Source organism: Pseudomonas sp. Pso3 (assembly GCF_055393275.1).
In genome coordinates this window covers 4,058,095-4,083,189 of record NZ_AP043687.1, presented here as the reverse complement: position 1 = coordinate 4,083,189, position 25,095 = coordinate 4,058,095, and the positions used below count along the sequence as shown (strand labels likewise).

At 66.3% G+C, this 25,095-nt stretch carries 24 protein-coding genes; 16 read left to right on the top strand and 8 right to left on the bottom strand.

Going from position 1 to position 25,095, the window contains the following annotated elements:
• Positions 1–84 precede the first annotated feature (84 nt).
• A complete protein-coding gene (locus ACZ5R1_RS19200) occupies positions 85–1,638 on the top strand; it encodes a TerC family protein (RefSeq protein WP_027598462.1) in 1,554 nt (517 codons plus the stop codon).
• Positions 1,639–1,791: 153 nt separating this feature from the next.
• Here the strand turns inward: ACZ5R1_RS19200 and mscL are convergent, their stop codons facing one another.
• The gene (mscL, locus tag ACZ5R1_RS19195; protein ID WP_108582976.1) at positions 1,792–2,241 is read right to left on the bottom strand and encodes a large-conductance mechanosensitive channel protein MscL; all 450 of its coding nucleotides are present in this window, start codon (positions 2,239–2,241) and stop codon (positions 1,792–1,794) included.
• Positions 2,242–2,467: 226 nt separating this feature from the next.
• Between mscL and ACZ5R1_RS19190 the strand changes: the two genes are divergently transcribed.
• From ACZ5R1_RS19190 to ACZ5R1_RS19170, 5 genes are all read left to right on the top strand, one after another.
• Positions 2,468–2,707: a YdcH family protein gene (locus ACZ5R1_RS19190; protein ID WP_115946705.1), complete on the top strand. Its 240-nt coding sequence runs from the start codon at positions 2,468–2,470 to the stop codon at positions 2,705–2,707.
• A 94-nt stretch (positions 2,708–2,801) separates the two neighbouring features.
• A complete protein-coding gene (locus ACZ5R1_RS19185) occupies positions 2,802–3,011 on the top strand; it encodes a hypothetical protein (RefSeq protein ID WP_058792900.1) in 210 nt (69 codons plus the stop codon).
• A 148-nt stretch (positions 3,012–3,159) separates the two neighbouring features.
• Positions 3,160–3,429, top strand: a complete 270-nt coding sequence (locus ACZ5R1_RS19180) for a hypothetical protein (protein WP_007162689.1) — start codon at positions 3,160–3,162, stop codon at positions 3,427–3,429.
• A gap of 119 nt (positions 3,430–3,548) precedes the next feature.
• The gene (gene radA / locus ACZ5R1_RS19175) at positions 3,549–4,910 is read left to right on the top strand and encodes a DNA repair protein RadA (protein ID WP_027598463.1); all 1,362 of its coding nucleotides are present in this window, start codon (positions 3,549–3,551) and stop codon (positions 4,908–4,910) included.
• A gap of 86 nt (positions 4,911–4,996) precedes the next feature.
• Positions 4,997–5,707: a copper resistance protein B gene (locus tag ACZ5R1_RS19170; RefSeq protein ID WP_115946706.1), complete on the top strand. Its 711-nt coding sequence runs from the start codon at positions 4,997–4,999 to the stop codon at positions 5,705–5,707.
• Positions 5,708–6,118: 411 nt separating this feature from the next.
• Here the strand turns inward: ACZ5R1_RS19170 and ACZ5R1_RS19165 are convergent, their stop codons facing one another.
• The 3 genes from ACZ5R1_RS19165 to ACZ5R1_RS19155 all read right to left on the bottom strand — a co-directional run bounded on the left by ACZ5R1_RS19165 (position 6,119) and on the right by ACZ5R1_RS19155 (position 8,640).
• The gene (locus tag ACZ5R1_RS19165) at positions 6,119–6,484 is read right to left on the bottom strand and encodes a PilZ domain-containing protein (RefSeq protein WP_115946707.1); all 366 of its coding nucleotides are present in this window, start codon (positions 6,482–6,484) and stop codon (positions 6,119–6,121) included.
• Positions 6,485–6,631: 147 nt separating this feature from the next.
• Positions 6,632–7,270 (bottom strand): response regulator, encoded by a 639-nt coding sequence (locus ACZ5R1_RS19160; protein ID WP_027602973.1) that lies wholly within the window; start codon positions 7,268–7,270, stop codon positions 6,632–6,634.
• Positions 7,267–8,640 (bottom strand): cache domain-containing protein, encoded by a 1,374-nt coding sequence (locus tag ACZ5R1_RS19155; RefSeq protein ID WP_115946708.1) that lies wholly within the window; start codon positions 8,638–8,640, stop codon positions 7,267–7,269. The genes ACZ5R1_RS19160 and ACZ5R1_RS19155 overlap by 4 nt, the downstream gene beginning before the upstream one ends.
• Positions 8,641–8,806: 166 nt before the next feature.
• On the opposite strand from ACZ5R1_RS19155, the gene ACZ5R1_RS19150 reads away from it, so the two are divergent.
• The 4 genes from ACZ5R1_RS19150 to ACZ5R1_RS19135 all read left to right on the top strand — a co-directional run bounded on the left by ACZ5R1_RS19150 (position 8,807) and on the right by ACZ5R1_RS19135 (position 12,521).
• The gene (locus ACZ5R1_RS19150) at positions 8,807–10,864 is read left to right on the top strand and encodes a carbon starvation CstA family protein (protein WP_115946709.1); all 2,058 of its coding nucleotides are present in this window, start codon (positions 8,807–8,809) and stop codon (positions 10,862–10,864) included.
• 12 nt (positions 10,865–10,876) lie between these two features.
• Positions 10,877–11,080 (top strand): YbdD/YjiX family protein, encoded by a 204-nt coding sequence (locus tag ACZ5R1_RS19145; protein ID WP_007162682.1) that lies wholly within the window; start codon positions 10,877–10,879, stop codon positions 11,078–11,080.
• Positions 11,081–11,137: 57 nt separating this feature from the next.
• A complete protein-coding gene (gene yjiA, locus ACZ5R1_RS19140) occupies positions 11,138–12,130 on the top strand; it encodes a GTPase (protein ID WP_027602976.1) in 993 nt (330 codons plus the stop codon).
• 211 nt (positions 12,131–12,341) lie between these two features.
• Complete coding sequence (locus tag ACZ5R1_RS19135) at positions 12,342–12,521, top strand: hypothetical protein (RefSeq protein WP_042136758.1); 180 nt, start codon at positions 12,342–12,344, stop codon at positions 12,519–12,521.
• Here ACZ5R1_RS19135 and ACZ5R1_RS19130 read toward each other — a convergent pair.
• Positions 12,518–12,994 carry a DciA family protein gene (locus ACZ5R1_RS19130; RefSeq protein WP_027602978.1) on the bottom strand — a complete coding sequence of 159 codons (477 nt, stop codon included), beginning with the start codon at positions 12,992–12,994 and terminating at the stop codon, positions 12,518–12,520. The two genes, ACZ5R1_RS19135 and ACZ5R1_RS19130, sit on opposite strands and share 4 nt — an antisense overlap.
• Positions 12,995–13,228: 234 nt before the next feature.
• Here ACZ5R1_RS19130 and secA point away from each other — a divergent pair, with 234 nt between their 5' ends.
• The 4 genes from secA to ACZ5R1_RS19110 all read left to right on the top strand — a co-directional run bounded on the left by secA (position 13,229) and on the right by ACZ5R1_RS19110 (position 19,041).
• Positions 13,229–15,970, top strand: coding sequence for a preprotein translocase subunit SecA (secA, locus tag ACZ5R1_RS19125; RefSeq protein ID WP_027598471.1), 2,742 nt, complete (start codon positions 13,229–13,231; stop codon positions 15,968–15,970).
• Positions 15,971–16,158: 188 nt separating this feature from the next.
• A complete protein-coding gene (argJ, locus tag ACZ5R1_RS19120; RefSeq protein ID WP_027598472.1) occupies positions 16,159–17,376 on the top strand; it encodes a bifunctional glutamate N-acetyltransferase/amino-acid acetyltransferase ArgJ in 1,218 nt (405 codons plus the stop codon).
• An 82-nt stretch (positions 17,377–17,458) separates the two neighbouring features.
• Positions 17,459–18,097 carry a glutathione S-transferase family protein gene (locus tag ACZ5R1_RS19115; RefSeq protein WP_027598473.1) on the top strand — a complete coding sequence of 213 codons (639 nt, stop codon included), beginning with the start codon at positions 17,459–17,461 and terminating at the stop codon, positions 18,095–18,097.
• Positions 18,094–19,041, top strand: coding sequence for a Nudix family hydrolase (locus ACZ5R1_RS19110; RefSeq protein WP_007162675.1), 948 nt, complete (start codon positions 18,094–18,096; stop codon positions 19,039–19,041). Before ACZ5R1_RS19115 ends, ACZ5R1_RS19110 begins: the two co-directional genes overlap by 4 nt.
• Positions 19,042–19,208: 167 nt before the next feature.
• On the opposite strand, the gene ACZ5R1_RS19105 is transcribed toward ACZ5R1_RS19110, so the two are convergent.
• From ACZ5R1_RS19105 to ACZ5R1_RS19095, 3 genes are read right to left on the bottom strand one after another with little or no spacing between them, the layout of a single operon-like run.
• A complete protein-coding gene (locus ACZ5R1_RS19105; protein WP_007161863.1) occupies positions 19,209–20,258 on the bottom strand; it encodes an alkene reductase in 1,050 nt (349 codons plus the stop codon).
• A gap of 15 nt (positions 20,259–20,273) precedes the next feature.
• Positions 20,274–21,437, bottom strand: coding sequence for an MFS transporter (locus ACZ5R1_RS19100; protein ID WP_115946710.1), 1,164 nt, complete (start codon positions 21,435–21,437; stop codon positions 20,274–20,276).
• 16 nt (positions 21,438–21,453) lie between these two features.
• Positions 21,454–21,744: an ArsR/SmtB family transcription factor gene (locus ACZ5R1_RS19095; protein WP_007161865.1), complete on the bottom strand. Its 291-nt coding sequence runs from the start codon at positions 21,742–21,744 to the stop codon at positions 21,454–21,456.
• Between the two features lie 218 nt (positions 21,745–21,962).
• Here ACZ5R1_RS19095 and ACZ5R1_RS19090 point away from each other — a divergent pair, with 218 nt between their 5' ends.
• Positions 21,963–22,658 carry a YiaD family glycine zipper/OmpA-like lipoprotein gene (locus ACZ5R1_RS19090; RefSeq protein WP_007161866.1) on the top strand — a complete coding sequence of 232 codons (696 nt, stop codon included), beginning with the start codon at positions 21,963–21,965 and terminating at the stop codon, positions 22,656–22,658.
• Positions 22,659–22,909: 251 nt separating this feature from the next.
• Positions 22,910–25,048, top strand: a complete 2,139-nt coding sequence (locus tag ACZ5R1_RS19085) for a putative bifunctional diguanylate cyclase/phosphodiesterase (protein WP_169853363.1) — start codon at positions 22,910–22,912, stop codon at positions 25,046–25,048.
• Positions 25,049–25,095 lie beyond the last annotated feature (47 nt).

The following is a 25,095-nucleotide window of genomic DNA, read 5'->3' as shown; positions in this document are numbered from 1 at the left end:
CCCCAGGCCAGGTGCGGCTGACACCCCCTACCGTCTTTCTTCCTCCGCGGCCGTTCGGCCCTCTATCGCGGAGGCATCCCGCTAATGGAATGGATCGCCGATCCCACCGCCTGGTTGGGACTCCTCACCCTGATCGTCCTGGAAATCGTCCTGGGCATCGACAACCTGGTGTTCATCGCCATCCTCGCCGACAAGCTGCCGCCCGCGCAGCGTGACAAGGCACGGGTGATCGGCCTGTCGCTGGCGCTGATCATGCGTCTGGGCCTCTTGGCCAGCATCTCCTGGATGGTGACCCTCACCGAGCCGCTGTTCGAGGTCTTCGGCAAGGCCTTCTCCGGCCGTGACCTCATCATGCTGTTCGGCGGTATCTTCCTGCTGTTCAAGGCCACCACCGAGTTGCACGAACGCATCGAGGGCCACACCCACAAGACCGGTGGCAATCGCGCCTACGCGGCCTTCTGGCCGGTGGTCGCGCAGATCGTGGTGCTTGACGCCGTGTTCTCGCTGGACGCCGTCATCACCGCCGTGGGCATGGTCGAGCACCTGAGCGTGATGATGATCGCCGTGATCATCTCCATCGGCCTGATGCTGGTGGCGAGCAAGCCGCTGACCGCCTTCGTCAACGCCCACCCCACGGTGATCATGCTGTGCCTGGGCTTCCTGATGATGATCGGTCTGAGCCTGACCGCCGAAGGCCTGGGCTTCCATATTCCCAAGGGCTACCTCTATGCCGCCATCGGCTTCTCGATCCTCATCGAGCTGGCCAACCAGGTGGTGCGCTGGAAGCGCAAGCGCCAGTTGCACGAGCGGCTCGGCATGCGCGAGAGGACCTCCCAGGCCGTGCTGCGGCTGCTGGGCGGTCGCCTGCGCGAAGACGAGGTGGACGAGGACATCGCCGAGCTGATGGAAGGCGAGAAGGGCGAGGGCCCGGTCTTCGATCGCCGCGAGCGCCTGATGATCAGTGGCGTGCTGCAACTGGGCGAGCGCCCGGTGCGAACGGTGATGACCGCTCGCGCCGACGTCGACATCCTCGATGCCGACGCCGCCCCGGAACGGCTGCGCGAGCAATTGCTGGCCTCGGCCCACTCGCGCCTGCCTCTGGTGGTCAACGGCAACATCGACGAACCCCTGGGCTATGTGCACAAGAAGGAGCTGTTCGCTGACATCCTGCAAGGCCAGTCGCCGGATCTGCGTGCCCGGGTGCGCACCCCCATCCACCTGCCGGCCCAGGCCACGGTACTGGGCGCTCTGGAACAGCTGCGCGCCGCCTCGACCCACGTGGCCTTCGTGGTCAATGAATTCGGTGGTTTCGAAGGCCTGTTGACCCTGACCGACATCCTCGAGGCCATCGCCGGCGAATTGCCGGACGCCAGCGAGGAGAGCCTGCCGGAACTGGAAAAGGTGGAGAACGGCTATCGCGCCAGCGGCGGCCTGAATCTGCATCCCCTGGCCCAGCGCACCGGTTTCCAGATCGCCGAAAACGAGGACTACCAGACCCTTGGCGGCCTGGTGGTGGACCTGCTGGGACGCCTGCCGGTGGCCGGTGATCGCCTGGAATACCAGGGCTGGCAGTTGACCGTGGAATCGGTCAAGGATCGGCGGATCGGCTGGATCCGCCTGGAGCGGCCCGCCTCCTAGCGAGGCGGGCGTTCTGTAAGCCTGTTCAAAGGCTGCGAGCTAGAGTCAAACAAGGCGAAAATGGCTGAGGAAGCGGAGTTTACAAGTGGTAAATGAGCATTCCGAAGCCATTTTCAACGCAGGTTGGCCGACGCGCAGCCGCCTTTGAAAGGCTTACAGCGGGTTGACCGGCGGTTCCTGCTTCACCACGGGAGCCTCGGTCGCCTTGCTGTTCTGCTCCTTCAGCAGGTCGCGGATCTCGGTCAGCAGCACCTGGTCCTTGGTCGGACCGGCCGGGGCGGCATCCTGGTGCAGGCGCAGGCGGTTGAGCACCTTGATCGCCATGAAGATGGCGAAGGCGATGATCACGAAGTCGAAGATGGTCTGCAGGAACTTGCCGTAGGACATGACCACGGCTGGCTGGTCACCCACGGCGGCCCTCAGGGTGATCGCCAGTTGCGAGAAATCCACACCCCCCAGCAACAGGCCCAGCGGCGGCGTGATGATGTCGGCCACGAAGGACGACACGATCTTGCCGAAAGCCGCGCCCAGGATGATGCCGACCGCCAGGTCGACCACGTTGCCTCTCATGGCGAATTTCTTGAACTCGGCAATGATGCTCATGCTGCACTCCTTTGGATGGTTTCGAAGAGACGATAGACGATTGTGCTCGCTTCGCTCGGGTTTGGAACCCTGCTAACGGTCTCCAGGTTCCCCGGAAGCGGCAAATCGCCGCGCGATCGGCAACTGGTCGCGGCTGTCGCACTTTGTCGAAGGGGCCGGGTCCACCCTTGTACGCCGAGGGCAGCAACCCTCGCGACCTCCACCTCTCGTCCCCAAGGAGCCCCTGATGGTTGCCAAACACGACCTGCACAAAGACTTTCCCGAGTACGCCGAGCAGCTGGACAGCCGTCCGCAGACCGATGCGGCCTTTGCCAAGCTGCTGGAAGACTACGCCAAGCTCGACCAGCAGATCCTCGATCTGGAGGAAGTGGAAGAATCCAGTGGCGACGAGAAACTGGGTCGCCTGCGCCGCGAGCGCGTCCTGCTCAAGGACAAGATCGCTCAGCAGCTGAAATACCCGTCCTAGCCGTACCGGGCTCGACCGGCAGCGTCGAGCCCTGCCTGGCGCGATTGGCAAGAGCCGCTGGCGTTGCCATCATGGCCTCCCAGGAGAGGAGCCGATGACCGACGAAGTGGCGATGTACCAGCAGTGGCACCTGTGGATCACCGAGGCGGCCGTGGAAGCCCAGCGCCGTCGCGTGCAGCTCGAATTCGCCGAATACAGCCGGTTGCTGGCCGACCTGCAACTGCTCGAACAGCAGCGCTGGCAACAGGCGCTGCCTGTCTGGTTGCGTGGCGATGCGGAAATGGTGTCGACGCTCAAGCACTAGCGGCTGATCGGCGAACCCCCTGCAGAGCCTGATGACAGCGCGATGAACGACCAGCGGTGCCCGGCGGTCAATGGGTTACCCCAGGCTACTTTCGCGGGGTGAGCGAGGTTTATCCGGCCTACCTGGCCCTCTCAACGAGGATGTCCCCATGAAGCGTACCGCCCTGATCGCCCTGATGATGTTTGCCGCCGCCCCCGTATTCGCCAAGGATCTGTGCGCGGTCCAGCTGCAGAAGCTGGACGATGCCAGCAAGATGAAGACCAACATGATCGGCCCGGGCAGTTCCCAGGCCCAGCAGATCGCCGAATTCCGCAAGAATGCCATGGCTGCCCAGAAAGCCGGTGACGAGAAGAAGTGCATCGCGCAGGCCAACCAGGCCCTGACCATGCTGCGTCAGCCGGGTGGCGAGGGCAACTAAGGCCCAAGCCTGCCGTTCGAGAAAAGGCGCGCTCCCCCGCGGGAGTGCGCCTTTTTACTGTCTATGCATCCAGTCGTGTTATGCTGGGCGTCTTCCCTTCTCGACTGGAGAATTCCGCCATGGCCAAGGCCAAGCGTCTCTACGGCTGCACCGAATGCGGCGCCACCTTTCCCAAGTGGGCGGGCCAGTGCGGTGAGTGCGGCGCCTGGAACACCCTGGTGGAAACCGTCGTCGAGACTTCCGCCGTCCCTTCCGGACGCGCCGGCTGGGCCGGAGCCCAGGCGACCATCAAGACCCTGGCCGAGGTCAGCGTCGAGGAAACCCCGCGCTTCACCACCGATTCCACCGAACTCGACCGGGTGCTGGGTGGCGGCCTGGTGGATGGCTCCGTGGTGCTGATCGGCGGCGATCCCGGCATCGGCAAGTCCACCATCCTGCTGCAGACCCTCTGCCACCTGGCCGCGCGCATGCCGGCGCTCTATGTCACCGGCGAGGAATCCCAGCAGCAGGTGGCCATGCGTGCCCGCCGCCTGGGCCTGCCGGAAGACAAGCTCAAGGTCATGACCGAGACCTGCATCGAGTCCATCGTCGCCACCGCCCGCCAGGAAAAGCCGCGGGTCATGGTGATCGACTCCATCCAGACCATCTTCACCGAGCAGCTGCAGTCCGCGCCCGGCGGCGTGGCCCAGGTACGCGAGAGCGCGGCCCTGCTGGTGCGGTTCGCCAAGCAGACCGGCACCGCCATCTTCCTGGTCGGCCACGTCACCAAGGAAGGCGCCCTGGCCGGACCGCGGGTGCTGGAGCACATGGTCGACACCGTGCTCTATTTCGAGGGCGAATCCGACGGCCGCCTGCGCATGCTGAGAGCGGTCAAGAACCGCTTTGGCGCGGTCAACGAACTGGGCGTGTTCGGCATGACCGACAAGGGCCTCAAGGAGGTCTCCAACCCTTCGGCGATCTTTCTCAACCGGGCCCAGGAGGCAGTGGCCGGCAGCGTGGTCATGGCGACCTGGGAGGGCTCGCGGCCGATGCTGGTGGAGGTGCAGGCCCTGGTGGACACCAGTCACCTGGCCAATCCGCGGCGGGTCACCGTGGGCCTGGACCAGAATCGCCTGGCCATGCTGCTGGCGGTGCTGCACCGCCATGGCAGCATTCCCACCTACGATCAGGACGTCTTCATCAACGTGGTCGGCGGGGTCAAGGTGCTGGAGACGGCGGTGGACTTGGCGCTGATGTCGGCGGTGATCTCCAGCCTGAGGGACCGCGCCCTGCCGCACGACCTGCTGGTGTTCGGCGAGATCGGCCTGTCTGGTGAGATCCGCCCGGTGCCCAGTGGCCAGGAACGGCTCAAGGAGGCGGCCAAGCACGGCTTCAAGCGGGCCATCGTGCCCAAGGGCAATGCGCCCAAGGACCCGCCACCCGGCTTGCAGGTGGTCGCGGTGACGCGTCTGGAGCAGGCGCTGGATGCCCTGTTCGAATAGCCCTTGGCGGCTTTTGTAATATTTTTTAAAACTCTCGGCGGGGCAGGGTGGTCTATCAGGCGCTTCCATGACCCTGGATACCCGCCATGTCTCGTCTGCTCCCGCTTTCCGTATTCCTTGCCGGCTTCGCTACCAGTGCCCTGGTCCAGGCCGCCGATCCCAGCAGCTCCGCGCCGGCCAGTCTGGAGGTGGATCAGCTGGAGTGGCAGCATGCCGACGAAGGCAGCGTCTTCAACTGGGATCTGGAAGGCTGGGCCCTGGGCGGCGGCGCCAATCGCCTGGATTTTCGCAGCCAGGGCGAGCGCACCAACGGCCACACCGAGCAGGCCGAGGTGCAGGCGCTCTGGGGGCACGCCCTGGCCAAGGGCTGGGGCAGCGTGGCCGGCATCCGCCAGGATTTCAAACCCGGCTCGCCGCAGACCTGGGCCGCCCTGGGCATCCAGGAACACGATCCCGAGGATCTCGACATCGAGATCACCGCCTTCTTCGGCGAAAACAATCAGACCGCCCTGCGCCTGGAAGCCGAATACGACTGGGCCCTGACCCAGCGGCTGATTCTCCAGCCCCATACCGAACTCAATTTCTACGGTCGCAACGACGAGTCCCGCGGCCAGGGCGCCGGTTTCGCCGAAAGCGAAGCCGGGCTGCGCCTGAGATACCAGGTGACCCCGGAGGTCGCGCCCTATGTCGGGGTGTCCTGGGACGCCACCCACGGCAACACCGCCGCCATGGCGCGGGAAGAGGGCGAAGACACCCACGACGCCCGCCTGGTGGTGGGTCTGCACCTGGAGTTCTAGGCCCGGTCCTACGGAAGACTTCGCCCTTCGCTTCGGACAGGCGCCCTCGCTCAGGTGGTAGGCAGAGGTGACCTGGCTGTTCTATCGCGGCCACGGGTCACTCCTGCAGCGCTTTCCGTGTACCTGTAGGAGCGATCGCTACGGCGCACCGGCATGGCCGCGATAGAGATCAGGCAGAGCAGTAGCGTGGAAAACGGCGCAGCCTTTTACACTGGGCCTTCGCGGCGAGGGACACCCTTACCCCAACCCTCTCCCGAGGGGAGAGGGGGCTATCCGTGCAGGTGTTCATCTCCATCGGCTTCAGGATCGCGATCAGCTGTCTGCCTACACCTGTAGGAGCACCCCGCGACCGCGATAAGCCGCAATCGGCACAGACGATAGAGCGCTAGCCAGTACCGTCGACCCCAAGACCTAGGGCGTACCCAGCGCCGCCAGTTCGCGCTCCAGTAGGGTTTCGTCGCCCAGGTTCAGCTCCACCAGGCGGCGCAGGTGGCTGATGGAATCCAGATCGATCTGGCGGCAGGCGAAGGCCAGCTGCTCCGGGGTTTCCCGTACCAGCTCCACGTCCATGCTCACCTGGGTCTCGTCGTTCAGCAGGATGCGCAGCTGATAGGTCGCGCTCGGCTGGGCCGACCACTCGGCAGGCCGCGCCAGCAGCACGCCCTTGAGCGAAATGTCGTCCACGGGCGCTGCCCACTGGCGCTCACACTGGTGCAACTGGGCAGGGGCATCGAAGGTGAAGCGGGTAAAGCGGCGACGCTCGTTGGTGTCGTTCATGGAAGGGCTTCCTGAGGTTTCCTGATCACTGTAGACGACCGTGGCCGTCCCGTATCGACTGCGCCTGGAAGGGTAGCTGGCGGCGACCAGCGGGGCCAGAAGGAGAGGGCTCATTGGTCGCCAGGGGGCGAGCAGCGGCCCAATTCGTCAGACGTTGGAGGTGCCCTCCGGGCGCCAGCCGTACTCGCGCGCATGGCGGACCAGATCGGCCGGCTTCTGGATGTCCAGCTTGCGGCGGATGCTCAGGCGGTGGGTTTCCACCGTGCGCACGCTGAGCCCCAGCTGCTGGGCCATGGTCTTGTTGTTGAGGCCCTGGGCCATGAGCAGCAGCACCTGGCGCTCCCGCGGGGTGAGGTCGCCGTCACTGGTGCCCCCTTCGCCCAGGCGGGCGGCGATGGCGCTGCTGTAGAAGCGCCCGCCGACCGCCAGGGCTTCCACCGCGGCGATGATCTCCTCGGACGGCGCATCCTTGAGCACATAGCCGGCCGCGCCGACTCGCAACGAGGTGCTCACGTATTCGCGATTGTCGTACATGCTCAGGATCAGCACCCGGGCGCGCGGGGCACGCTCGGCGATCAGGGCGGTCAGCTCCAGGCCGTTGATGTCCTTGAGGCCGATGTCCACCAGCAGGATGTCCGGATCGAGCCGCGCCAGCAGGTCGAGGGCTTCCGCACCACTGCCGGCCTCGCCGACCACGACGAAGCGCTCGATGGTGCCCAGCAGCGCCCGCACCCCGGCGCGGACCAGGGCATGGTCGTCGACCAGGAGGATGCGGATGGGCGTCATGTCGGGCTTTCCTCGTCGGCCGGGAGGTCCGAGCGTAGCAGAACGACGTCCAGGGTCGTGCCGCCGGGGCCGGACTGGATGGCGCAGCGACCGCCGAATAGCTCCACCCGCTCGCGGATGTTGCGCAGGCCGATGCCGCCGCTGAGATGTTCCACCTGGCCGGTATCGAAGCCCCGACCGTCGTCGTGCACGGTCAGGCAGATCCAGCGCCCGCGGCGCTGCAGGTCGATGACGACCTTGCGCGCCGCCGCGTGGCGCTCGATGTTGGTCAGGGCCTCCTGGACGATGCGGAACAGGGCGACGTCCATGTCGCCGCCGGCGGTGCTGTCGTCCAGGGTCTGCCGATAGTCCACGTCCAGGCCGCTGCGCTGGCGGAATTCCTCCACCAGCTGCCCGAGCGCCGCGGGCAGGCCGAGGGTATCCAGCAGCGAAGGGTGCAGGTCGTGGGAGATGCGGCGGATCTCGCCGATGGCGGCGGCCAGGCGCTGGGTGCCTTCGCGCAGGGTCTCGCCGGCGCTGGGCTTGCCGGTCCCCAGTTCGCGGCTGGCCAGTTCGAACTGGAACTTGATGGACACCAGCAGCTGGCTGATGCCGTCGTGCAATTCCCGCGACAGCCGCGATCTTTCCTCTTCCTGGGAGGTGATGAGTCTCTGGGTCAGCTGCTTGAGCTTGCGATCGGCCAGGCGGTGCTCGCTGACATTGAGCGTCAGGCCGCCGGCGAACACCAGCAGCACCGCCACCAGGGCCACCCCGGCGCTGGCCAGCAGGGTGGTGCGGATGCCAGCGGCCACGTCGTGGCGCACCTGGGCGAGGGCGGCGTCCACGTCGTCCAGATAGAGGCCGGTGCCCAGCACCCAGCCCCAGCGCTGCAGCTGGGTCACGTAGGCGAGCTTTTCCGCCATCTGGCCGCTGGAGGGCTTCTGCCAGCCATAGCGCTGGAAGCCGTCGCCCTGGCTGGCACTGCGCAGGAGCGCCTGGATCACCAGCAGGCCGTTGCCGTCGGTGAGTTGCCAGAGATCCTGGCCGACCAGCTCGGGCTGGCGCGGATGCATGAGATTGCGGCCATGCTGGTCGTAGACGAAGAAGTAGCCGTCGCTGCCGAAATTCAGGCTGGCCAGCAGCGCCAGTACCCTGGCCTTGGTGTCCTCGTCGTCGCGACCGCTGCCGTACAGCGGCTGGATGGCACTGACGCCCATCTCCACATAGTTGCGCAACTCGGTCTTCTTGCTGCCGAGGATGCTGTGTTCCAGCAGCCGTGCCTGCTGCTCCCCCAGGCGTTGGCTCTGTTCCAGCACCACCAGGCAGACCGCGGCGACCGCCAGCAGCAGCGGCAGCAGTCCGAGGGCGACCATCTTGTATTTGAGCTGCATCGGTAACCTGTCCGGGCTGGCGGCTACGTAGAACTACGTAGCGGGCCTTGGGTAGTTCTGCGAATTTCGCTGTCGCGTCCAGCCGCCGATAGTAATATGGCTCCGCTGTGGGCTCTCACAATAACAAGTATCGCCGCGGCCACCGGTGCGCGGCAGGAGAACAAGCATGACCCGAATGGCCAGCCATCTTGCCTGGTTCGCCGTTGCCGTACTGGGCGCCTTCGCGCTGGGTACCGTGGCGCTGAGTCGAGGCGAAGCGATCAACGCCCTCTGGATCGTGGTCGCCGCCGTGGCGATCTACCTCGTTGCCTACCGCTACTACAGCCTGTTCATCGCCACCAGGGTGATGGGCCTGGACGCCAAAAGAGCCACGCCCGCCGTGCTCAACAACGACGGCCTGGACTACGTCCCCACCAACAAGCACATCCTCTTCGGCCACCACTTCGCCGCCATCGCCGGCGCCGGTCCGCTGGTGGGCCCGGTGCTCGCCGCCCAGATGGGCTATCTGCCCGGCACCCTCTGGCTGATCGCCGGGGTGGTCTTTGCCGGCGCGGTGCAGGACTTCATGATCCTGTTCCTCTCCACCCGCCGCAACGGCCGCTCCCTGGGCGACATGGTGCGCGAGGAGATGGGGCGCATCCCTGGCACCATCGCCCTGTTCGGCTGCTTCCTGATCATGATCATCATCCTCGCGGTGCTGGCGCTGATCGTGGTCAAGGCCCTGGCCGAGAGTCCCTGGGGCATGTTCACCGTGATCGCCACCCTGCCGATCGCCATGTTCATGGGCGTCTACATGAGATACATCCGCCCCGGGCGCATCGGCGAGATCTCGCTGATCGGCGTGGTGCTGCTGCTGGCCTCCATCTGGGTGGGTGGCCTGGTCGCCGCCGATCCGGTCTGGGGCCCGGCCTTCACCTTCACCGGCGTGCAGATCACCTGGATGCTGATCGGCTACGGCTTCGTCGCCGCCGTGCTGCCGGTCTGGCTGGTGCTAGCCCCGCGTGACTACCTGTCCACCTTCCTCAAGATCGGCACCATCATCGCCCTGGCCATCGGCATCCTGGTGACCATGCCGATGCTGAAGATGCCGGCCCTGACCCAGTTCGTCGACGGCACCGGTCCGGTCTGGAAGGGCACCCTGTTCCCCTTCCTGTTCATCACCATCGCCTGCGGGGCGGTGTCCGGCTTCCATGCCCTGATCAGCTCGGGCACCACCCCCAAGCTGATCGCCAAGGAAACCCATGCCCGCTACATCGGCTACGGCGCCATGCTGATGGAGTCCTTTGTCGCCATCATGGCCATGGTCGCCGCCTCGGTGATCGAGCCGGGCGTCTACTTCGCCATGAACAGCCCGGCCGCCGTGGTCGGCGCCGACGTGGTGTCGGTGGCCGCCAAGATCAGCACCTGGGGCTTCGTGGTGACGCCCGAGATGCTGCAGGCCACCGCCGCCGAGATCGGCGAGCACACCATCCTGGCCCGTGCCGGTGGTGCGCCGACCCTGGCGGTGGGCATCGCCCAGATCATGCACAACGTGCTGCCGGGCGAGAACACCATGGCCTTCTGGTACCACTTCGCCATCCTGTTCGAGGCGCTGTTCATCCTGACTGCGGTGGACGCCGGCACCCGCGCCGGACGCTTCATGCTGCAGGACCTGCTGGGCAGCTTCGTACCGGCGCTGAAGCGCACCGACTCCTGGACCGCCAACGTCATCGGCACCGCCGGTTGCGTCGCCCTCTGGGGCTGGCTGCTGTACCAGGGCGTGGTCGATCCGCTGGGCGGCATCAACACCCTCTGGCCGTTGTTCGGCATCTCCAACCAGATGCTCGCCGGTATCGCCCTGATGCTGGGCTCGGTGGTGCTGATCAAGATGAAGCGCCAGCGCTATGTCTGGGTGACCCTGGTGCCGGCGGTGTGGCTGCTGATCTGCACCACCACCGCCAGCCTGATCAAGCTGTTCGATTCCAATCCGGCGGTCGGCTTCCTGGCCCTGGCCAAGAAGTACAGCACCGCCATGGCCCAGGGCCAGGTGATCGCCCCGGCCAAGAGCATGGAGCAGATGCAGCACATCGTCTTCAACGCCTACACCAACGCCACCCTCTCGGTGCTGTTCCTGGTGGTGGTGATGAGCATCCTGTTCTTTTCCATCAAGGTCGGTCGCGCCGCCCTGGCCAAGCCCGAGCGCAGCGATCGCGAGACCCCGTTCCAGCCGGCCGCGGGCGTTTAAAGGAGAATCCCTATGTTCAATGACCTGGGTCGCATGGGTAAGTACCTGGGGCAGGCCGCCAAGATGCTGGTGGGCATGCCCGACTACGACACCTATGTCGAGCACATGCGCGGCAAGCACCCGGACCAGCCGGTGATGAGCTACGAAGCCTTCTTCCGCGAGCGCCAGGAAGCGCGTTACGGTGGCGGCAAGTCCGGCGCCATACGCTGCTGCTGACCCAGGGTCTCCTCCAGGCCGGGCCTCGAGCCCGGCCTCTTTCTGTCTGGAGTTGCCATGCACGAACCCATCCCCGTCACCGTCCTGACCGGCTTTCTCGGCGCCGGCAAGACCACCTTGCTCAAGCACATCCTGCAGGCCGAGCACGGCCTCAGGATCGCCGTGATCGAAAACGAATTCAGCGCCCTCGACGTCGACGGCGAATTGCTGGAAGACGCTGGCGCCGTACAACTGATGAAGGTCGCCAACGGCTGCGTCTGCTGCACCGGCAGCAAGGACCTGGCCTATGCCCTGACCGTGCTGCTGGAGCGGCTGGACAGCGGCGAACTGGATTTCGAGCGCCTGGTAGTGGAATGCACCGGTCTCGCCGATCCCGGTCCGGTGGCCCAGACCTTCTTTACCGACGACCTGCTGCGCGAGCGCTATCTGCTCGACGGGGTACTGACCCTGGTGGACGCCGTCCACGCCAGCGAGCAACTGAGCGATCCGCTGCTGCAGGCGCAGATCGGTTTCGCCGATCGCCTGCTGCTGACCAAGCTCGACCTGGCCGAGCCGGCCGCCGTCGAGGCGCTGGAGAATCGCCTGCAGCGCATCAATCGCCGTGCGCCCATCCGCCATGTCGATCATGGCCGCATCGAGCTGGCCGAATTGCTGGACATCCGGGGGTTCAACCTGCACGACGAAGACCTGGCGCCGCCCACGCTGTTTCGCCCGCTGCGCCCGGTTTCGGAAGCCGTCAGCCTCACCGAGCGCATCCAGTCCATCGCCATCCGCGAGTCGCGCCCCTACGATCAGGACAAGATCGGCAAGGTCATGGAGATGCTGCTCGACACCCTTGGCTGCGACCTGCTGCGCTACAAGGGGCTGCTCAATATCGCCGGCGAGGAGCGCCGCCTGCTGTTCCAGGGCGTGCAGCAGATCTATGCCGCCGACTGGGAGCGTGACTGGCTGGCCGACGAGGAACGCGAAAGCCGCGTGGTGCTGATCGGCATGGACCTGCCGGAAGAGCGCATCCGCGCCGCCTTCGAGCGGGCGGTGGCACGCACCTGAGGCGGGCTGGATCGTTAGCAACAAAATCAGGACGGATAGCGCCGCGGGGCGCAGAATCCCAGGGCGCCTTCGATACGGGCTTCAGCGATCCGGGCGTCCGGCCATGCCTGAGCGCGGTGTCGGCGCCAATGGGGTGGCGGCAACCCGGTCAATGACGCCGGACGAGGCGTAGCGCCACCGAACGAAATATCCCTCACCGAGGACGCTCTGCATGCTCTTGCTATGGCAAGCCCTGGCTACCGGTGGCCTGATCCTGCTGGGCGCCTTGCTGATCGATCACCTGTTGCCGCACCGGGAGACGCGCGCGCGCCGCTGGGCGCGGCGCATCGCCCTGGTCGTCATGGGCAGTCTGGCCGGCATCGCCGGGCGGCTGTTGGTGGGCTGGCCCTAGGCGTCGCCGTCCGCGGCAGGCGCCTTGGGCGCGGCGCGGCTGGCCAGGCGTTCCAGGGCCGCCTTGAGCTTGGGGTCGCGGATGCCGGCGGCCACGTCGCGCAGGCTGTCGGCGCCCACCTGACTGACCTGGCGCACCGGTCGGACCCGGGTGGCGACGCCGGGACTCGGCTGCATCTTGAATTGCAGGCGCATCAGGCCGGCGAATTCCGGCGCCTGCTGCAGCAGTCTGAGCAGGCGGCGCTGCTGATAGCGCAGCCGCGTCGCCCAGTGGGCATCGTTGACCACCAGCAGCAGAGTGCCCTCGCGCCAGCTGGCCACCCGGCAGTGGGGGCGGGCAGCCGGTTGCAGCTGTTCTTCCAGCAACTGTTGCAGGCGCCCCAGTCGCTCGGCTTCGCGAAACAGCGACTTGAGCGGTTTGGCCTGGCGCAGCAGAGCAGCGGGAGCGACGGCGGAGAGAGGGCGAAAGGCCATGCGCAGGACTCGCGATGGGCGAAGAGAAGACGCCGATGGTAACAGATCGCTCTGGCGTCCTGGCGGCTGGGGGCCCGTCGTTCTTTCCTCATCGGCATTTCCGAGTAGAATGCCCGATTACCATCGCGGGACACCGCGGGTCTCAACCCCCGCGCCCAGGCGTCTGGCCAGGCTCTGCAGAGGCCTTGCCGCCCGTTTCGCTCCCCTCATTCCAGCGGAAGAATTCCAGTCGATATGTTTGCGCCTTTGTTGAAGAAATTCTTTGGAAGCAAGAACGAACGAGATGTCAAACGCCTAGGCAAGGTCGTGGTGGCCACCAATGCGTTGGAATCCCAGATTGCCTCCTTGAGCGACGAGCAACTGCGCGCCAAGACCGAGGAATTCAAGCAGCGCGTGGCCAAGGGCGAGTCCCTCGATGCCCTGATGCCGGAAGCCTTCGCCGTGGTCCGCGAGGCCGGCAAGCGCGTCATGGGCATGCGCCACTTCGACGTCCAGCTGATCGGTGGCGCGGCGCTGCACGAAGGCAAGATCGCCGAGATGCGCACCGGTGAGGGCAAGACCCTGGTGGGTACCCTGCCGGTCTACCTCAATGCGCTGTCCGGCAAGGGCGTCCACGTGGTCACGGTGAACGACTACCTGGCCCGCCGCGACGCCAACTGGATGCGGCCGCTGTACGAATTCCTCGGCCTGTCGGTGGGCATCATCCTGCCGTTCCAGCCGCCGGAAGAGAAACGCGCCGCCTACGCCTCGGACATCACCTACGGCACCAACAACGAATTCGGCTTCGACTACCTGCGCGACAACATGGCCTTCAGCATGGCCGAGAAGTACCAGCGCGAGCTGAACTTCGCGGTGGTCGACGAGGTGGACTCCATCCTCATCGACGAAGCCCGGACCCCGCTGATCATCTCCGGCCAGGCCGAAGACAGCTCCGAGCTCTATCAGAAGATCAACCAGCTGATCCCGCGTCTGCAGCAGCACATCGAGGAAGAGGAAGGCAATCCGACCCAGGTCGGCCACTACACCATCGATGAAAAGACCCGCCAGGTGGAGATCACCGAGCTGGGTCACCAGTACATCGAGGAGATGCTCACCGAGGCCGGGCTGCTGGCCGAGGGCGAGAGCCTCTACTCGGCGCACAACCTGGGCCTGCTGACCCACGTGTTCGCCGGTCTGCGCGCCCACACCCTGTTCCATCGCAACGTCGAGTACATCGTCCAGCAGGACCAGGTGCTGCTGATCGACGAGCACACCGGCCGGACCATGCCGGGTCGCCGCCTTTCCGAAGGTCTGCACCAGGCCATCGAGGCCAAGGAAGGACTGCCGATCCAGCCCGAGAGCCAGACCCTGGCCTCGACCACCTTCCAGAACTACTTCCGCCTCTACAACAAGCTCGGTGGCATGACCGGCACCGCCGACACCGAGGCCTTCGAATTCCGCCAGATCTACAACCTCGACGTGCTGGTCATCCCGACCCACCGCGAGATCGCCCGTAAGGACTTCAACGACCTGGTCTACCTGACCCAGGCCGAGAAGTACCAGGCCATCATCGAGGACGTGAAGCAGTGCCAGGCCGAAGGCCGCCCGGTGCTGGTGGGTACCGCCTCCATCGAGAGCTCCGAGTACGTCGACCAGCTGCTGACCCAGGCCGGCATCGAGCACAAGGTGCTCAACGCCAAGTACCACGAACGCGAAGCCGAGATCATCGCCCAGGCCGGGCGTCCGGGCGCCGTGACCATCGCCACCAACATGGCCGGTCGCGGTACCGACATCCTGCTCGGCGGCAACTGGGAAGTGGAAGTCGCGGCCCTGGAGAATCCTTCCGAGGAGCAGATCGCCGCGATCAAGGCCGCCTGGCAGGCGCGCCACAAGCAGGTCATCGACGCCGGCGGCCTGCACGTGATCGCCTCCGAACGCCACGAATCCCGCCGGATCGACAACCAGCTGCGCGGCCGTGCCGGTCGCCAGGGCGACCCGGGTTCCAGCCGCTTCTACCTGTCGCTGGAAGACAGCCTGATGCGCATCTTCGCCTCCGACCGGGTGAAGAACTTCATGAAGGCCCTGGGCATGCAGGGCGGCGAGGCCATCGAGCACCGCATGGTCACCAACGCCATCGAAAAGGCGCAGCGCAAGGTCGAAGGCCGCAACTTCGACATCCGCAAGCAGTTGCTGGAATACGATGACGTGGCCAACGAGCAGCGCAAGGTGATCTATCACATGCGCGATACCCTGCTGGCCAACGAAGACGTCGGCGACACCATCAAGGGCTTCCGCGAGGAAACTCTGACCCAGGTGATCAACGAACACATCCCCCCGCAATCGCTGCCCGAGCAGTGGGACATCCCCGGCCTGGAAGCCGAGCTGTACAGCGTCTTCGGCCTGCAACTGCCCATCGGCCAGTGGCTGGACGAAGACGACAAGCTGTACGAGGACACCCTGCGGGTGAAGATCCTTGAGCAGCTCGAAGCCGCCTACATGGAAAAGGAAGACCTCGCCGGTCGCGAGGCCCTGCGCAACTTCGAGAAGCAGATGCTGCTGCGGGTGGTCGACGACCTCTGGAAGGACCACCTCACCACCATGGACCACCTGCGCCACGGTATCCATCTGCGCGGCTACGCCCAGAAGAACCCCAAGCAGGAATACAAGCGCGAGTCCTTCACCCTGTTCCAGGAGCTGCTGGACAGCATCAAGCGCGACACCATCCGCGTCCTGTCCCACGTCCAGGTGCGTCGCGAAGATCCGGCCGAGGAAGAGGAGCGCATGCGCCGCGAGGCCGAGGCCATGGCCGAGCGCATGCAGTTCCAGCATGCCGAGGCGCCTTCGCTGGTCGACCCCGAGGTGCTCGAGGACGAGCAGGGCGAAGACACCGTGGTGCCCTTGCAGCCCCAGCGCAATGACCAGAAGATCGGTCGCAACGAGCCGTGCCCCTGTGGTTCCGGCAAGAAGTACAAGCAGTGCCACGGCAAGCTCGATTGAAGGCCTGCCCAGGCAGTCGAGGCGACGGCAACCTGTCGGCATAGCCGCCGACAGGTTGTAAACTCCACTCGCTAGGCTGTTTGCGCCCCTTGCCCCGGCTGGGCGAGGCGGGCGCTGGAAGGCTGCTTTCCACGCCGCGACCGGTTTTCCGCTCGCGGCGTTTCCTTTTCTTTCACTGGAGTTTTCCCATGGCTGTCGGTCTCGGTCCGCTCTCCACGCTGCACCCGGTTCCCGGTTTCGAACTCGGTATCGCCTCCGCCGGCATCAAGCGCCCCGGGCGCAAGGATGTGGTGGTGATGCGCTGTGCCGAAGGCTCCAGCGTGGCCGGGGTCTTTACCCTGAACGCCTTCTGCGCGGCCCCGGTGATCATTGCCCGTCAGCGCTTCGCCGGCCCCGTGCGTTACCTGTTGACCAACACCGGCAATGCCAACGCCGGCACCGGACAGCCCGGCCTGGCCGCGGCCGAGCGCACCACCAAGACCCTGGCGACGCTGGCCAGCGTCGGCGAAGAGGCGGTACTGCCGTTCTCCACCGGCGTGATCGGCGAACCGCTGCCGGTGGAAAAGATCGAAGCCGCGCTGCCGGCCGCCCTGGCCGATCTGGCCGAGGACAACTGGGCCGCCGCCGCCACCGGTATCATGACCACCGATACCCTGCCCAAGGGCGCCAGCCGCCAGTTCCAGGTGGACGGCACCACCGTCACCGTGACCGGCATCAGCAAGGGCGCCGGCATGATCAAGCCGAACATGGCGACCATGCTCGGCTATGTGGCCACCGACGCCAAGGTCGCCCGGGGCCTGCTGCAGGATCTGCTGGCCGACGCCGCCAACCGCTCCTTCAACCGCATCACCATCGACGGCGACACCTCCACCAACGACTGCTGCATGCTGGTGGCCACCGGTCAGGCGGCCATGGCGGAGATCACCCAGCCCAACGGCGCGGCCTTCGAGCAGCTGCGCGAGGCGGTGTTCGCGGTATTCGCCGAACTGGCCCAGGCCATCGTGCGTGACGGCGAGGGTGCCACCAAGTTCGTCACCGTGCAGGTCAATGGCGGTGGCAATGCCCAGGAATGCCTGGACGTCGGCTACGCCGTGGCCCATTCGCCGCTGATCAAGACCGCGCTGTTCGCCTCCGATCCCAACTGGGGGCGCATCCTCGCCGCCGTCGGCCGGGCCGGCGTGCCCCAGCTGGACGTCAGCCTGATCGACGTCTTCCTGGGTGGCGTGCAGATCTGCCAGCAGGGCGGTCGCGCGGCCACCTATACGGAAGAGCAGGGCGCGCGGGTCATGGCCCAGGCCGAGATCGAGATCCGCATCGAGCTGGGTCGCGGCAGCCACAGCGAGACCATCTGGACCACCGACCTCTCCCACGACTATGTGAAGATCAACGCCGAGTACCGTACCTGACGGCTACCCGACGCCTTGGCGTCCGCTCCGGCGGGCGCCTGCGGCGGTCCTCGCGGGCCGCATCGTTTCGAGGAATCCCCGCATGTCCCAGCTGCAACTCGTGATCGGCAACAAGAATTTCTCCTCCTGGTCGTTGCGGGCCTGGCTGGCCATGGAGCTCAGCGGCGCCGCCTTTGAAGAGGTGTCGATCCCGCTCTATGCGCCCAACAGCCGCGCCTTGCTCAAGGCCCAGTCGCCCACCGGCAAGGTGCCGGTGCTCAAGCTGGCCGAGGGCACCATCTGGGATTCCCTGGCCATCGTCGAATACCTCGCCGAGGCCTATCCCGACGCCGGGCTGTGGCCCGCCGAGACGCTGGCCCGCGCCCATGCCCGGGCGCTGTGCGCCGAGATGCACAGCGGCTTCCTGGCCTTGCGCCGCGAGCTGCCCATGGATCTGCGTCGCCGCCAGCGGTTGAAGTCGACCACCGCCGAGGCGGTGGAAGACATCCAGCGCATCCAGCGCCTGTGGCGCGAATGCCGCGAACGCTATGGCCAGCAGGGTCCCTATCTGTTCGGTACGCCGACCATTGCCGATGCCTTCTATGCTCCGGTCGCCAGTCGCTTCCGCAGCTACGGGGTGGAGCTGTCGGCCGAGGCGGCCGCCTATGTCGAAACCATCTACGCCTGGCCGGCCTTCCAGCGCTGGCTGGCGGAGGCTGAAACCGAGGAGCAGAGCGCATGACTCGTCTGCATGTCGTCGCCGCGGTGATCCGCGACCCCCAGGGCCGGATCCTCATCGCCCAGCGCCCGGCGCACAAGCACCAGGGCGGTCTCTGGGAATTCCCCGGAGGCAAGGTCGAGGCCGGTGAGGCCCCGGCCGCGGCCCTCGCCCGCGAACTGGCCGAGGAACTGGGCATCCAGGTGACAAGGGCGCGGCCGCTGTTGCAGGTGCGCCACGACTATCCCGACCAGGCGGTACTGCTGGATGTCTGGCAGGTGGACGCCTTCACCGGTGACGCCCATGGCGCCGAAGGCCAGCCCTTGGCCTGGGTCGCGCCTCGCGAACTGGCCGACTACGACTTCCCGGCGGCCAACCGGCCCATCGTCCAGGCGGCGCGGCTGCCCGAGCGCTACCTCATCACCCCCGGCGAGCTGACCACCGCGGAATTGCTCAATGGCCTGCACCGGGCGCTGGACAGCGGCATCCGCCTGGTCCAGCTGCGCACGCCGGACAACTTCGATCCCCAGTACCGCGACCTGGCCGGCGATGTCCAGGGCCTCTGCACCGGCCGCGCCCAGTTGATGCTCAAGGGGCCGCTGGAGTGGCTGGGGGATTTTCCCGCGGCGGGCTGGCACCTGACCGCCGAGCAGTTGCGCCGCTATGCGCCCAATGGCCGGCCTTTTCCAGAGCACCGTCTGCTGGCGGCTTCCTGCCATGACGCCGAGGAACTGGCCCTGGCCCAGCAGATGGGCGTGGACTTCGTCACCCTGTCGCCGGTGATGCCCACCACGAGCCATCCCGGCGCCCCGACCCTGGGCTGGGTCAAGGCCCAGCAGCTGCTGGCCGACTGCAATCTGCCGGCCTATCTGCTCGGCGGGCTGGGCGAGGATGACCTCACCAGCGCCTGGCAGGCCGGCGCCCAGGGCGTGGCGGCGATCCGGGCGTTCTGGCCTGGGGGCGTTTGAGACAAATGGTGTAATCCAATCGCGGCCAGGCCGGTGCGCCGTAGCGGCCGCTCCTACAGGGGCACCGAACACCTGTAGGAGCGGCCGCATCGGCGGACCGCCATGGCCGCGATATCGGCACAAAAAAAGCCCGCCAACAGGCGGGCTTTTTTTATCCACGGAAAAACCTACAGCCGCGGATAGTCGATGTAGCCCACCGGGCCCTTGCTGTAGAAGGTGTCCGGGTGCGGCTCGTTCAGCGCGGCGTCCTGTTCCAGGCGTTGCGGCAGGTCCGGGTTGGCGATGAAAGGCACGCCAAAGGCCACGGCATCGGCCTTGCCTTCGTCCAGCCAGGCATTGGCCTTGGCCTTGTCGAATTTCTCGTTGGCGATGTAGACGCCACCGAAGGCCGCCTTGAGGTCCGGGCCAAGGCTGTCGCTGCCGGCCGCTTCGCGGATGCAGATGAAGGCGACCTGGCGCTGCCCCAGCTCCCGGGCGACATGGCCAAAGGTGGCGGCGGGGTCGTTGTCGCCCATGGTGTGCATGTCGCCACGGGTGGACAGGTGCACGCCGACGCGATCGGCGCCCCAGACGTCGATGCAGGCATCGGTCACTTCCAGCAGCAGCCGAGCGCGATTCTCGATGGAGCCGCCGTAGTTGTCGGTGCGCTGGTTGGTGTCGCTCTGCAGGAACTGGTCGAGCAGATAGCCATTGGCCCCATGGACCTCGACGCCGTCGAAGCCGGCGCGCTTGGCGTTCTCGGCGCCATGGCGATAGGCGGCGACGATGCCGGGGATCTCGGCGGTTTCCAGCGCCCGCGGGGTGACATAGTCACGCTTGGGGCGCAGCAGGCTGACGTGCCCCTGGGCGGCGATGGCGCTCGGCGCCACCGGCAGTTCGCCGTCGAGATAGCTGGGATCGGAGATGCGGCCCACGTGCCAGAGTTGCAGCACGATGCGGCCACCGGCCTTGTGCACGGCGGTGGTCACGCGCTGCCAGCCGGCCACCTGCTCGTCGGACCAGATGCCGGGGGTGTCGGGATAGCCCACGCCCATGGGGTCCACCGAGGTGGCCTCGGTGATGATCAGGCCGGCGGATGCGCGTTGCACGTAGTACTCGACCATCAGGTCGCCCGGGACCCGTCCCGGTTCGGCGCGGCAGCGGGTGAGGGGCGCCATGATGACGCGGTTGGGCAGTTCCAGGGCGCCGATCTTGATCGGGTCGAACAGCTGAGTCATGGCTAGCTCTCTTGATTAGCTGGCGGTCGCCAGGCCGCTCTTGCGGGCCTGGTTGGCGGTCAGCAGGGTGGCGATAAGGGCCAGCAGGGCGAGCCCGCTGGCGGCGAGGGGTACCGCGGTAAGACCCAGGCCGTGGTCGATCACCAGGCCGCCGACCCAGGCGCCGAGGGCATTGCCCACGTTGAAGGCGCCGATGTTGAGGGTCGAGACCAGATTCGGCGCGTCCTTGCCGAAGGTGACCACGTTGATCTGCAGGGCCGGCACGGCGGCGAAGGCGGCCGCGGCCCAGAGGAAGAGGGTGATCTCGGCGGGCAGGAAAGCATGGCCGGTCCAGCGCAGGGCGGCGGAGGTCAGGGCCAGGGCGACGAAGATGCCCACCAGGCTGGTGGCCAGGCGCCAGTCGGCCAGTCGACCGCCGATGAAGTTGCCCAGGGTCAGGCCCAGACCGATCAGCAGCAGGGTACCGGTGACGCCACGCGGCGAGACGCCGGTGACCTCCTGCAGCAGCGGCGCCACATAGGTGAAGAGGGCGAACATGGAGGCGGCGAAGAACACCGTCATCGACAGTGCCAGCCAGAAGCCCAGGCCGCGCAAGGCGAGCAATTCCCGGCGCAGGTCGGCGCGCGGCTGGTTGCGGTCGGCCGGCAGCACCCGCCAGAGACCGATCAGGGCGACCACGCCGATCGCCACCACCGCCCAGAAGGTCGAGCGCCAGCCGGCGGCCTGGCCGAGGGCGGTACCCAGGGGCACGCCCAGCACATTGGCCAGGGTCAGGCCGGTGAACATCAGGGCCACCGCTGAGGCGCGGCGATTCTCCGGGACCAGGCTCGCGGCGACGACCGCGCCGATACCGAAGAAGGCGCCATGGCAGAGGGCGGTGACCACCCGCGCCAGCATCAGCATGTTGTAGCCGCTGGCCACGGCGCAGAGCAGATTGCCGACGATGAAGATGCCCATCAGGGCGAGCAGGGCGCGCTTGCGCGGCCAGTGGGCGGTGGCCAGTGCCATGAAGGGCGCGCCGACGGCCACGCCCAGGGCATAGCCAGTGACCAGCCAGCCGGCGCTGGGAATGGACACGCCGAGATCGGCGGCGACATTGGGCAGCAGCCCCATGATGACGAATTCGGTGGTGCCGATGGCGAAAGCGCTCAGCGCCAGCACGATGAGAGAAGCGGGCATCAGGATTCCTTGCAGACTAGAGTTCGCGGGCGAGACGTTGCAGAAAGGCCTGGATGGCGGCCTCGTCGCGTTGGTAGAACACCCATTGGCCAATGCGCCGCGTGGTGACCAGGCCAGCCCGGGTCAACACCGCCAGGTGCGCCGAGACCGTGGACTGCGAGAGTCCGGCACGGGCTTCGATCTGTCCGGCACAGACACCCGTACCCAGGTCGTGTTCCTGGTGCGGGAAATACTGCCGGGGATCGCGCAGCCAGCCGAGGATCTGGCGGCGCAGGGGATTGGCCAGGGCTTTGAGGATCTCGTCCATCACGGTCGCATCGTCATATTGGGTTGTAACGAACCTTAGATCGCGAAAAATCGATATGCAAGCTATCCATCTTCGATTCTGCCTATCGCGGACTTAGAGGGTCACTATCGCGATAAGTGTCCGCGAGCGCCGCTTCGTTCAGTTGCGATTCAGATCACGCGGCTAGAATTGCCGGGTGCGGCCCCATTCGCCGCAATGGATTTCCAAGGAGCAAAGACATGGCGCTGCCCACCCGTATCCTTCTCGCCAGCCTGGCCCTGGCCACCCTGGCCGGATGCGCATCCCCCAATCCCTACGAAAACCAGGGTCAGGCCAGCGGTGGTACCTCCAAGACCGCCAAGTACGGTGGCCTGGGTGCCCTGGCCGGTGCCGTCGCCGGTGCCGCCATCGATCACAACCACCGCGGCAAGGGTGCGCTGATCGGCGCCGCCGCCGTGGGTGCGGCCGCCGCCGGTTACGGCTATTACGCCGATCGCCAGGAAGCCGAGTTGCGCCGGCAGATGGAAAACACCGGCGTCGAGGTGCAGCGCCAGGGCGACGACATCAAGCTGATCATGCCCGGCAACATCACCTTCGCCACCGATTCCGCCGATATCGCCAACAGCTTCTACAAGCCGCTGAACGACCTGGCCAATTCCTTCAAGCAATTCGATCAGAACAGCATCGAGATCGTCGGCTACACCGACAGCACCGGCAGCCGTGCCCACAACGTCGAGCTGTCCCAGCGCCGGGCGCAGAACGTCGCCGGCTACCTGACCGCCCAGGGCGTACCCGCGGCGCGCCTGAGCACCCGGGGCGCCGGTCCCGATGCCCCCATCGCCAGCAACGCCACCGCCGATGGCCGCGCGCAGAATCGCCGCGTCGAAGTCAATCTGCGCCCCCTGCCCGGAGCCACCGGCACCCCCGCCCAGTAGCGACCGCTCGTCGCCGGCGACCGGCAGTTTCCGCGCCTTCGTGCAGCCTGGCGGAAACTGCTTTTTCATTTTGCGCTCTGATAGACGTCGCGAAGGGTCCCGCCTGCCAATCGGCAGGCGGCAGACCCCTGTCCGGCTGCTACCCTAGTAGGGTTGAGAGCGACGCGTCGCATAACGGTCACGACGGGAAGAGGTAGCCAGCCGCGCATGGCTGCTGCACGGCGGCAGAGGCCGCGGGGAGAAGAGGCTTGATGGAGTGCCCGTTGCCGCAGACAGAGCAAGGTCCGGTGTTGCTGGTGGTCGACGACCGCCTGGAGAACCTGCTCGCCATGCAGGCGGTACTGGAGGTCGGAAACTGGCGGGTGATCACGGCCGCTTCGGGTGAGCGTGCCCTGCAATACCTGCTGGACGAAACCGTGGATCTGGTGCTGCTCGACGTCCAGATGCCGATCATGGACGGCTTCGAGGTGGCGCGCATCATGCGCAGCAACCTGCGCACCCGCTTCACCCCGATCATCTTCGTCTCCGCCGAAGCCCACTCCTACGAATCGGTCCTGCGGGGCTATGCCACCGGCGCGGTCGACTATCTGCTCAAGCCGGTCGATCCCAATATCCTCAGGCACAAGGTGCGCTCGCTGCTCGATCACGAGCGTAATCGCCGCGAATTGCTGCAGGCCACCCAGCAGCTGGAACTGGCCAAGTCCTTCAGCGATTCGCTGCTCGACAATGCCGCCGAAGGCATCCTTACCGTCAACGAACAGGGTCGGGTGACCTTCGCCAACGCCGCCATCGCCCGCATGCTGAGATGCAGCGTCAGCGACCTGGTGCACGCCAATTTCCTCGACTTCCTCGAAGGCGGCAGCGGTCTCGACGACTGGCAGACCTCGCCCTTCATGGAGCACTACGACCGCCGCGAGACCTATCGCCTGCACGATGCCCGCCTGCGCACCAATCGTGGCGACAGCCTGCCGGTGGCGCTGTCCTGCGCGCCGCTGCCGCGCATGCAGCGGGCCATGGTCATCATCGCCCTGGACATGTCGCGCATGCGCGAGCTGCAGGACCAGCTGGAATCCCAGGCCGTCACCGATGCCCTGACCGGTCTGCTCAATCGCCGCGGCTTCAACCAGACGCTGGAAGCGGCGCTGGCGCGCAGCGGCCGCAACGGCAAGCGCATGGCGGTGCTCTACATCGATCTCGACGGCTTCAAGCGCATCAACGATTCCCTCGGTCACGAAGCCGGGGATCGGGTGCTGTGCATCGTCGCCGAGCAGCTCAAGAGCTGCATGCGGCCCTACGACATCCTGGCGCGCATGGGCGGTGACGAATTCACCGCGCTGCTCGATTCCCTGGAGCATCCGGAGGACGCTGCCCGCGTGGCCGAGAAGCTGCTGGAGCTGCTGGCCACGGTGCATCGCATCGACGGCATGGAAGTCAGCCTGGGCGCCAGCATCGGCATCGCCAGCTATCCCGACTGCGGCCATACCGTGGACGGCCTGCTGAGATCCGCCGACATCGCCATGTACGAGGCCAAGCGCGGCGGGCGCCAGCAATACCGCTTCTTCTCGCCGGACATGAACGGCCGCGCCCGTTCCCGGTTGATGCTCGAAGAAAGCGTGCGCAACGCCATCGACAACAAGGACTTCGTGCTCGCCTACCAGCCGCAGGTCTATCTGCGCGACGGCCGTCTCCGCGGCTTCGAGGCGCTGCTGCGCTGGGAGCACACGGTGGCCGGCAAGGTCTCGCCGAGCGTCTTCATCCCGCTGCTGGAAGAGACCCGGCTGATCAACCGCATCGGCGACTGGATCTTCCGCGAAGGCGCGACCAAGCTGCAGTCCCTGCAGGAAATCTATGGCGACGAATTGCTGCTGAGCATCAACCTCAGTCCGGTGCAGTTCGGCATGCCGCAACTGGCGGAAAGCCTGCGCCAGATCATCGAGACCCATGGGCTGCGACCCGAGCAGCTGGAAATCGAGGTGACCGAGTCGGCGCTGATGCACGACATCGACTACACCCGCGCACAGCTGTCGCAACTGCGCGCCCTCGGCGTGCGCATCGCGGTGGACGACTTCGGCACCGGCTATTCGTCGCTGGCCTATCTGCGCCACTTCGAACTCGACACCCTCAAGATCGATCAGCTGTTCATCGCCAACATGCTGGATTCCTCCCGCGACGCCGCCATCGTCAGCACCATCCTCGAACTGGGTCGCAACCTGGATCTGGAGGTCATCGCCGAAGGGGTGGAGACCCTGGAACAGCGCGACTGGCTGATCGAGCACGGCTGCGAGATCATGCAGGGCTTCCTGGTCTCCCGGCCGCTGAGCGCCGAGGTGACCGGTCGCTTTCCCCAGCAAGTGGACTGGACCGCCCGACGCCCCGAGCCCACGCTCTAGGCGCGCTGACGGCCTGCTCCAGGGGCAGGCCCCTCCGTCCATCGGCG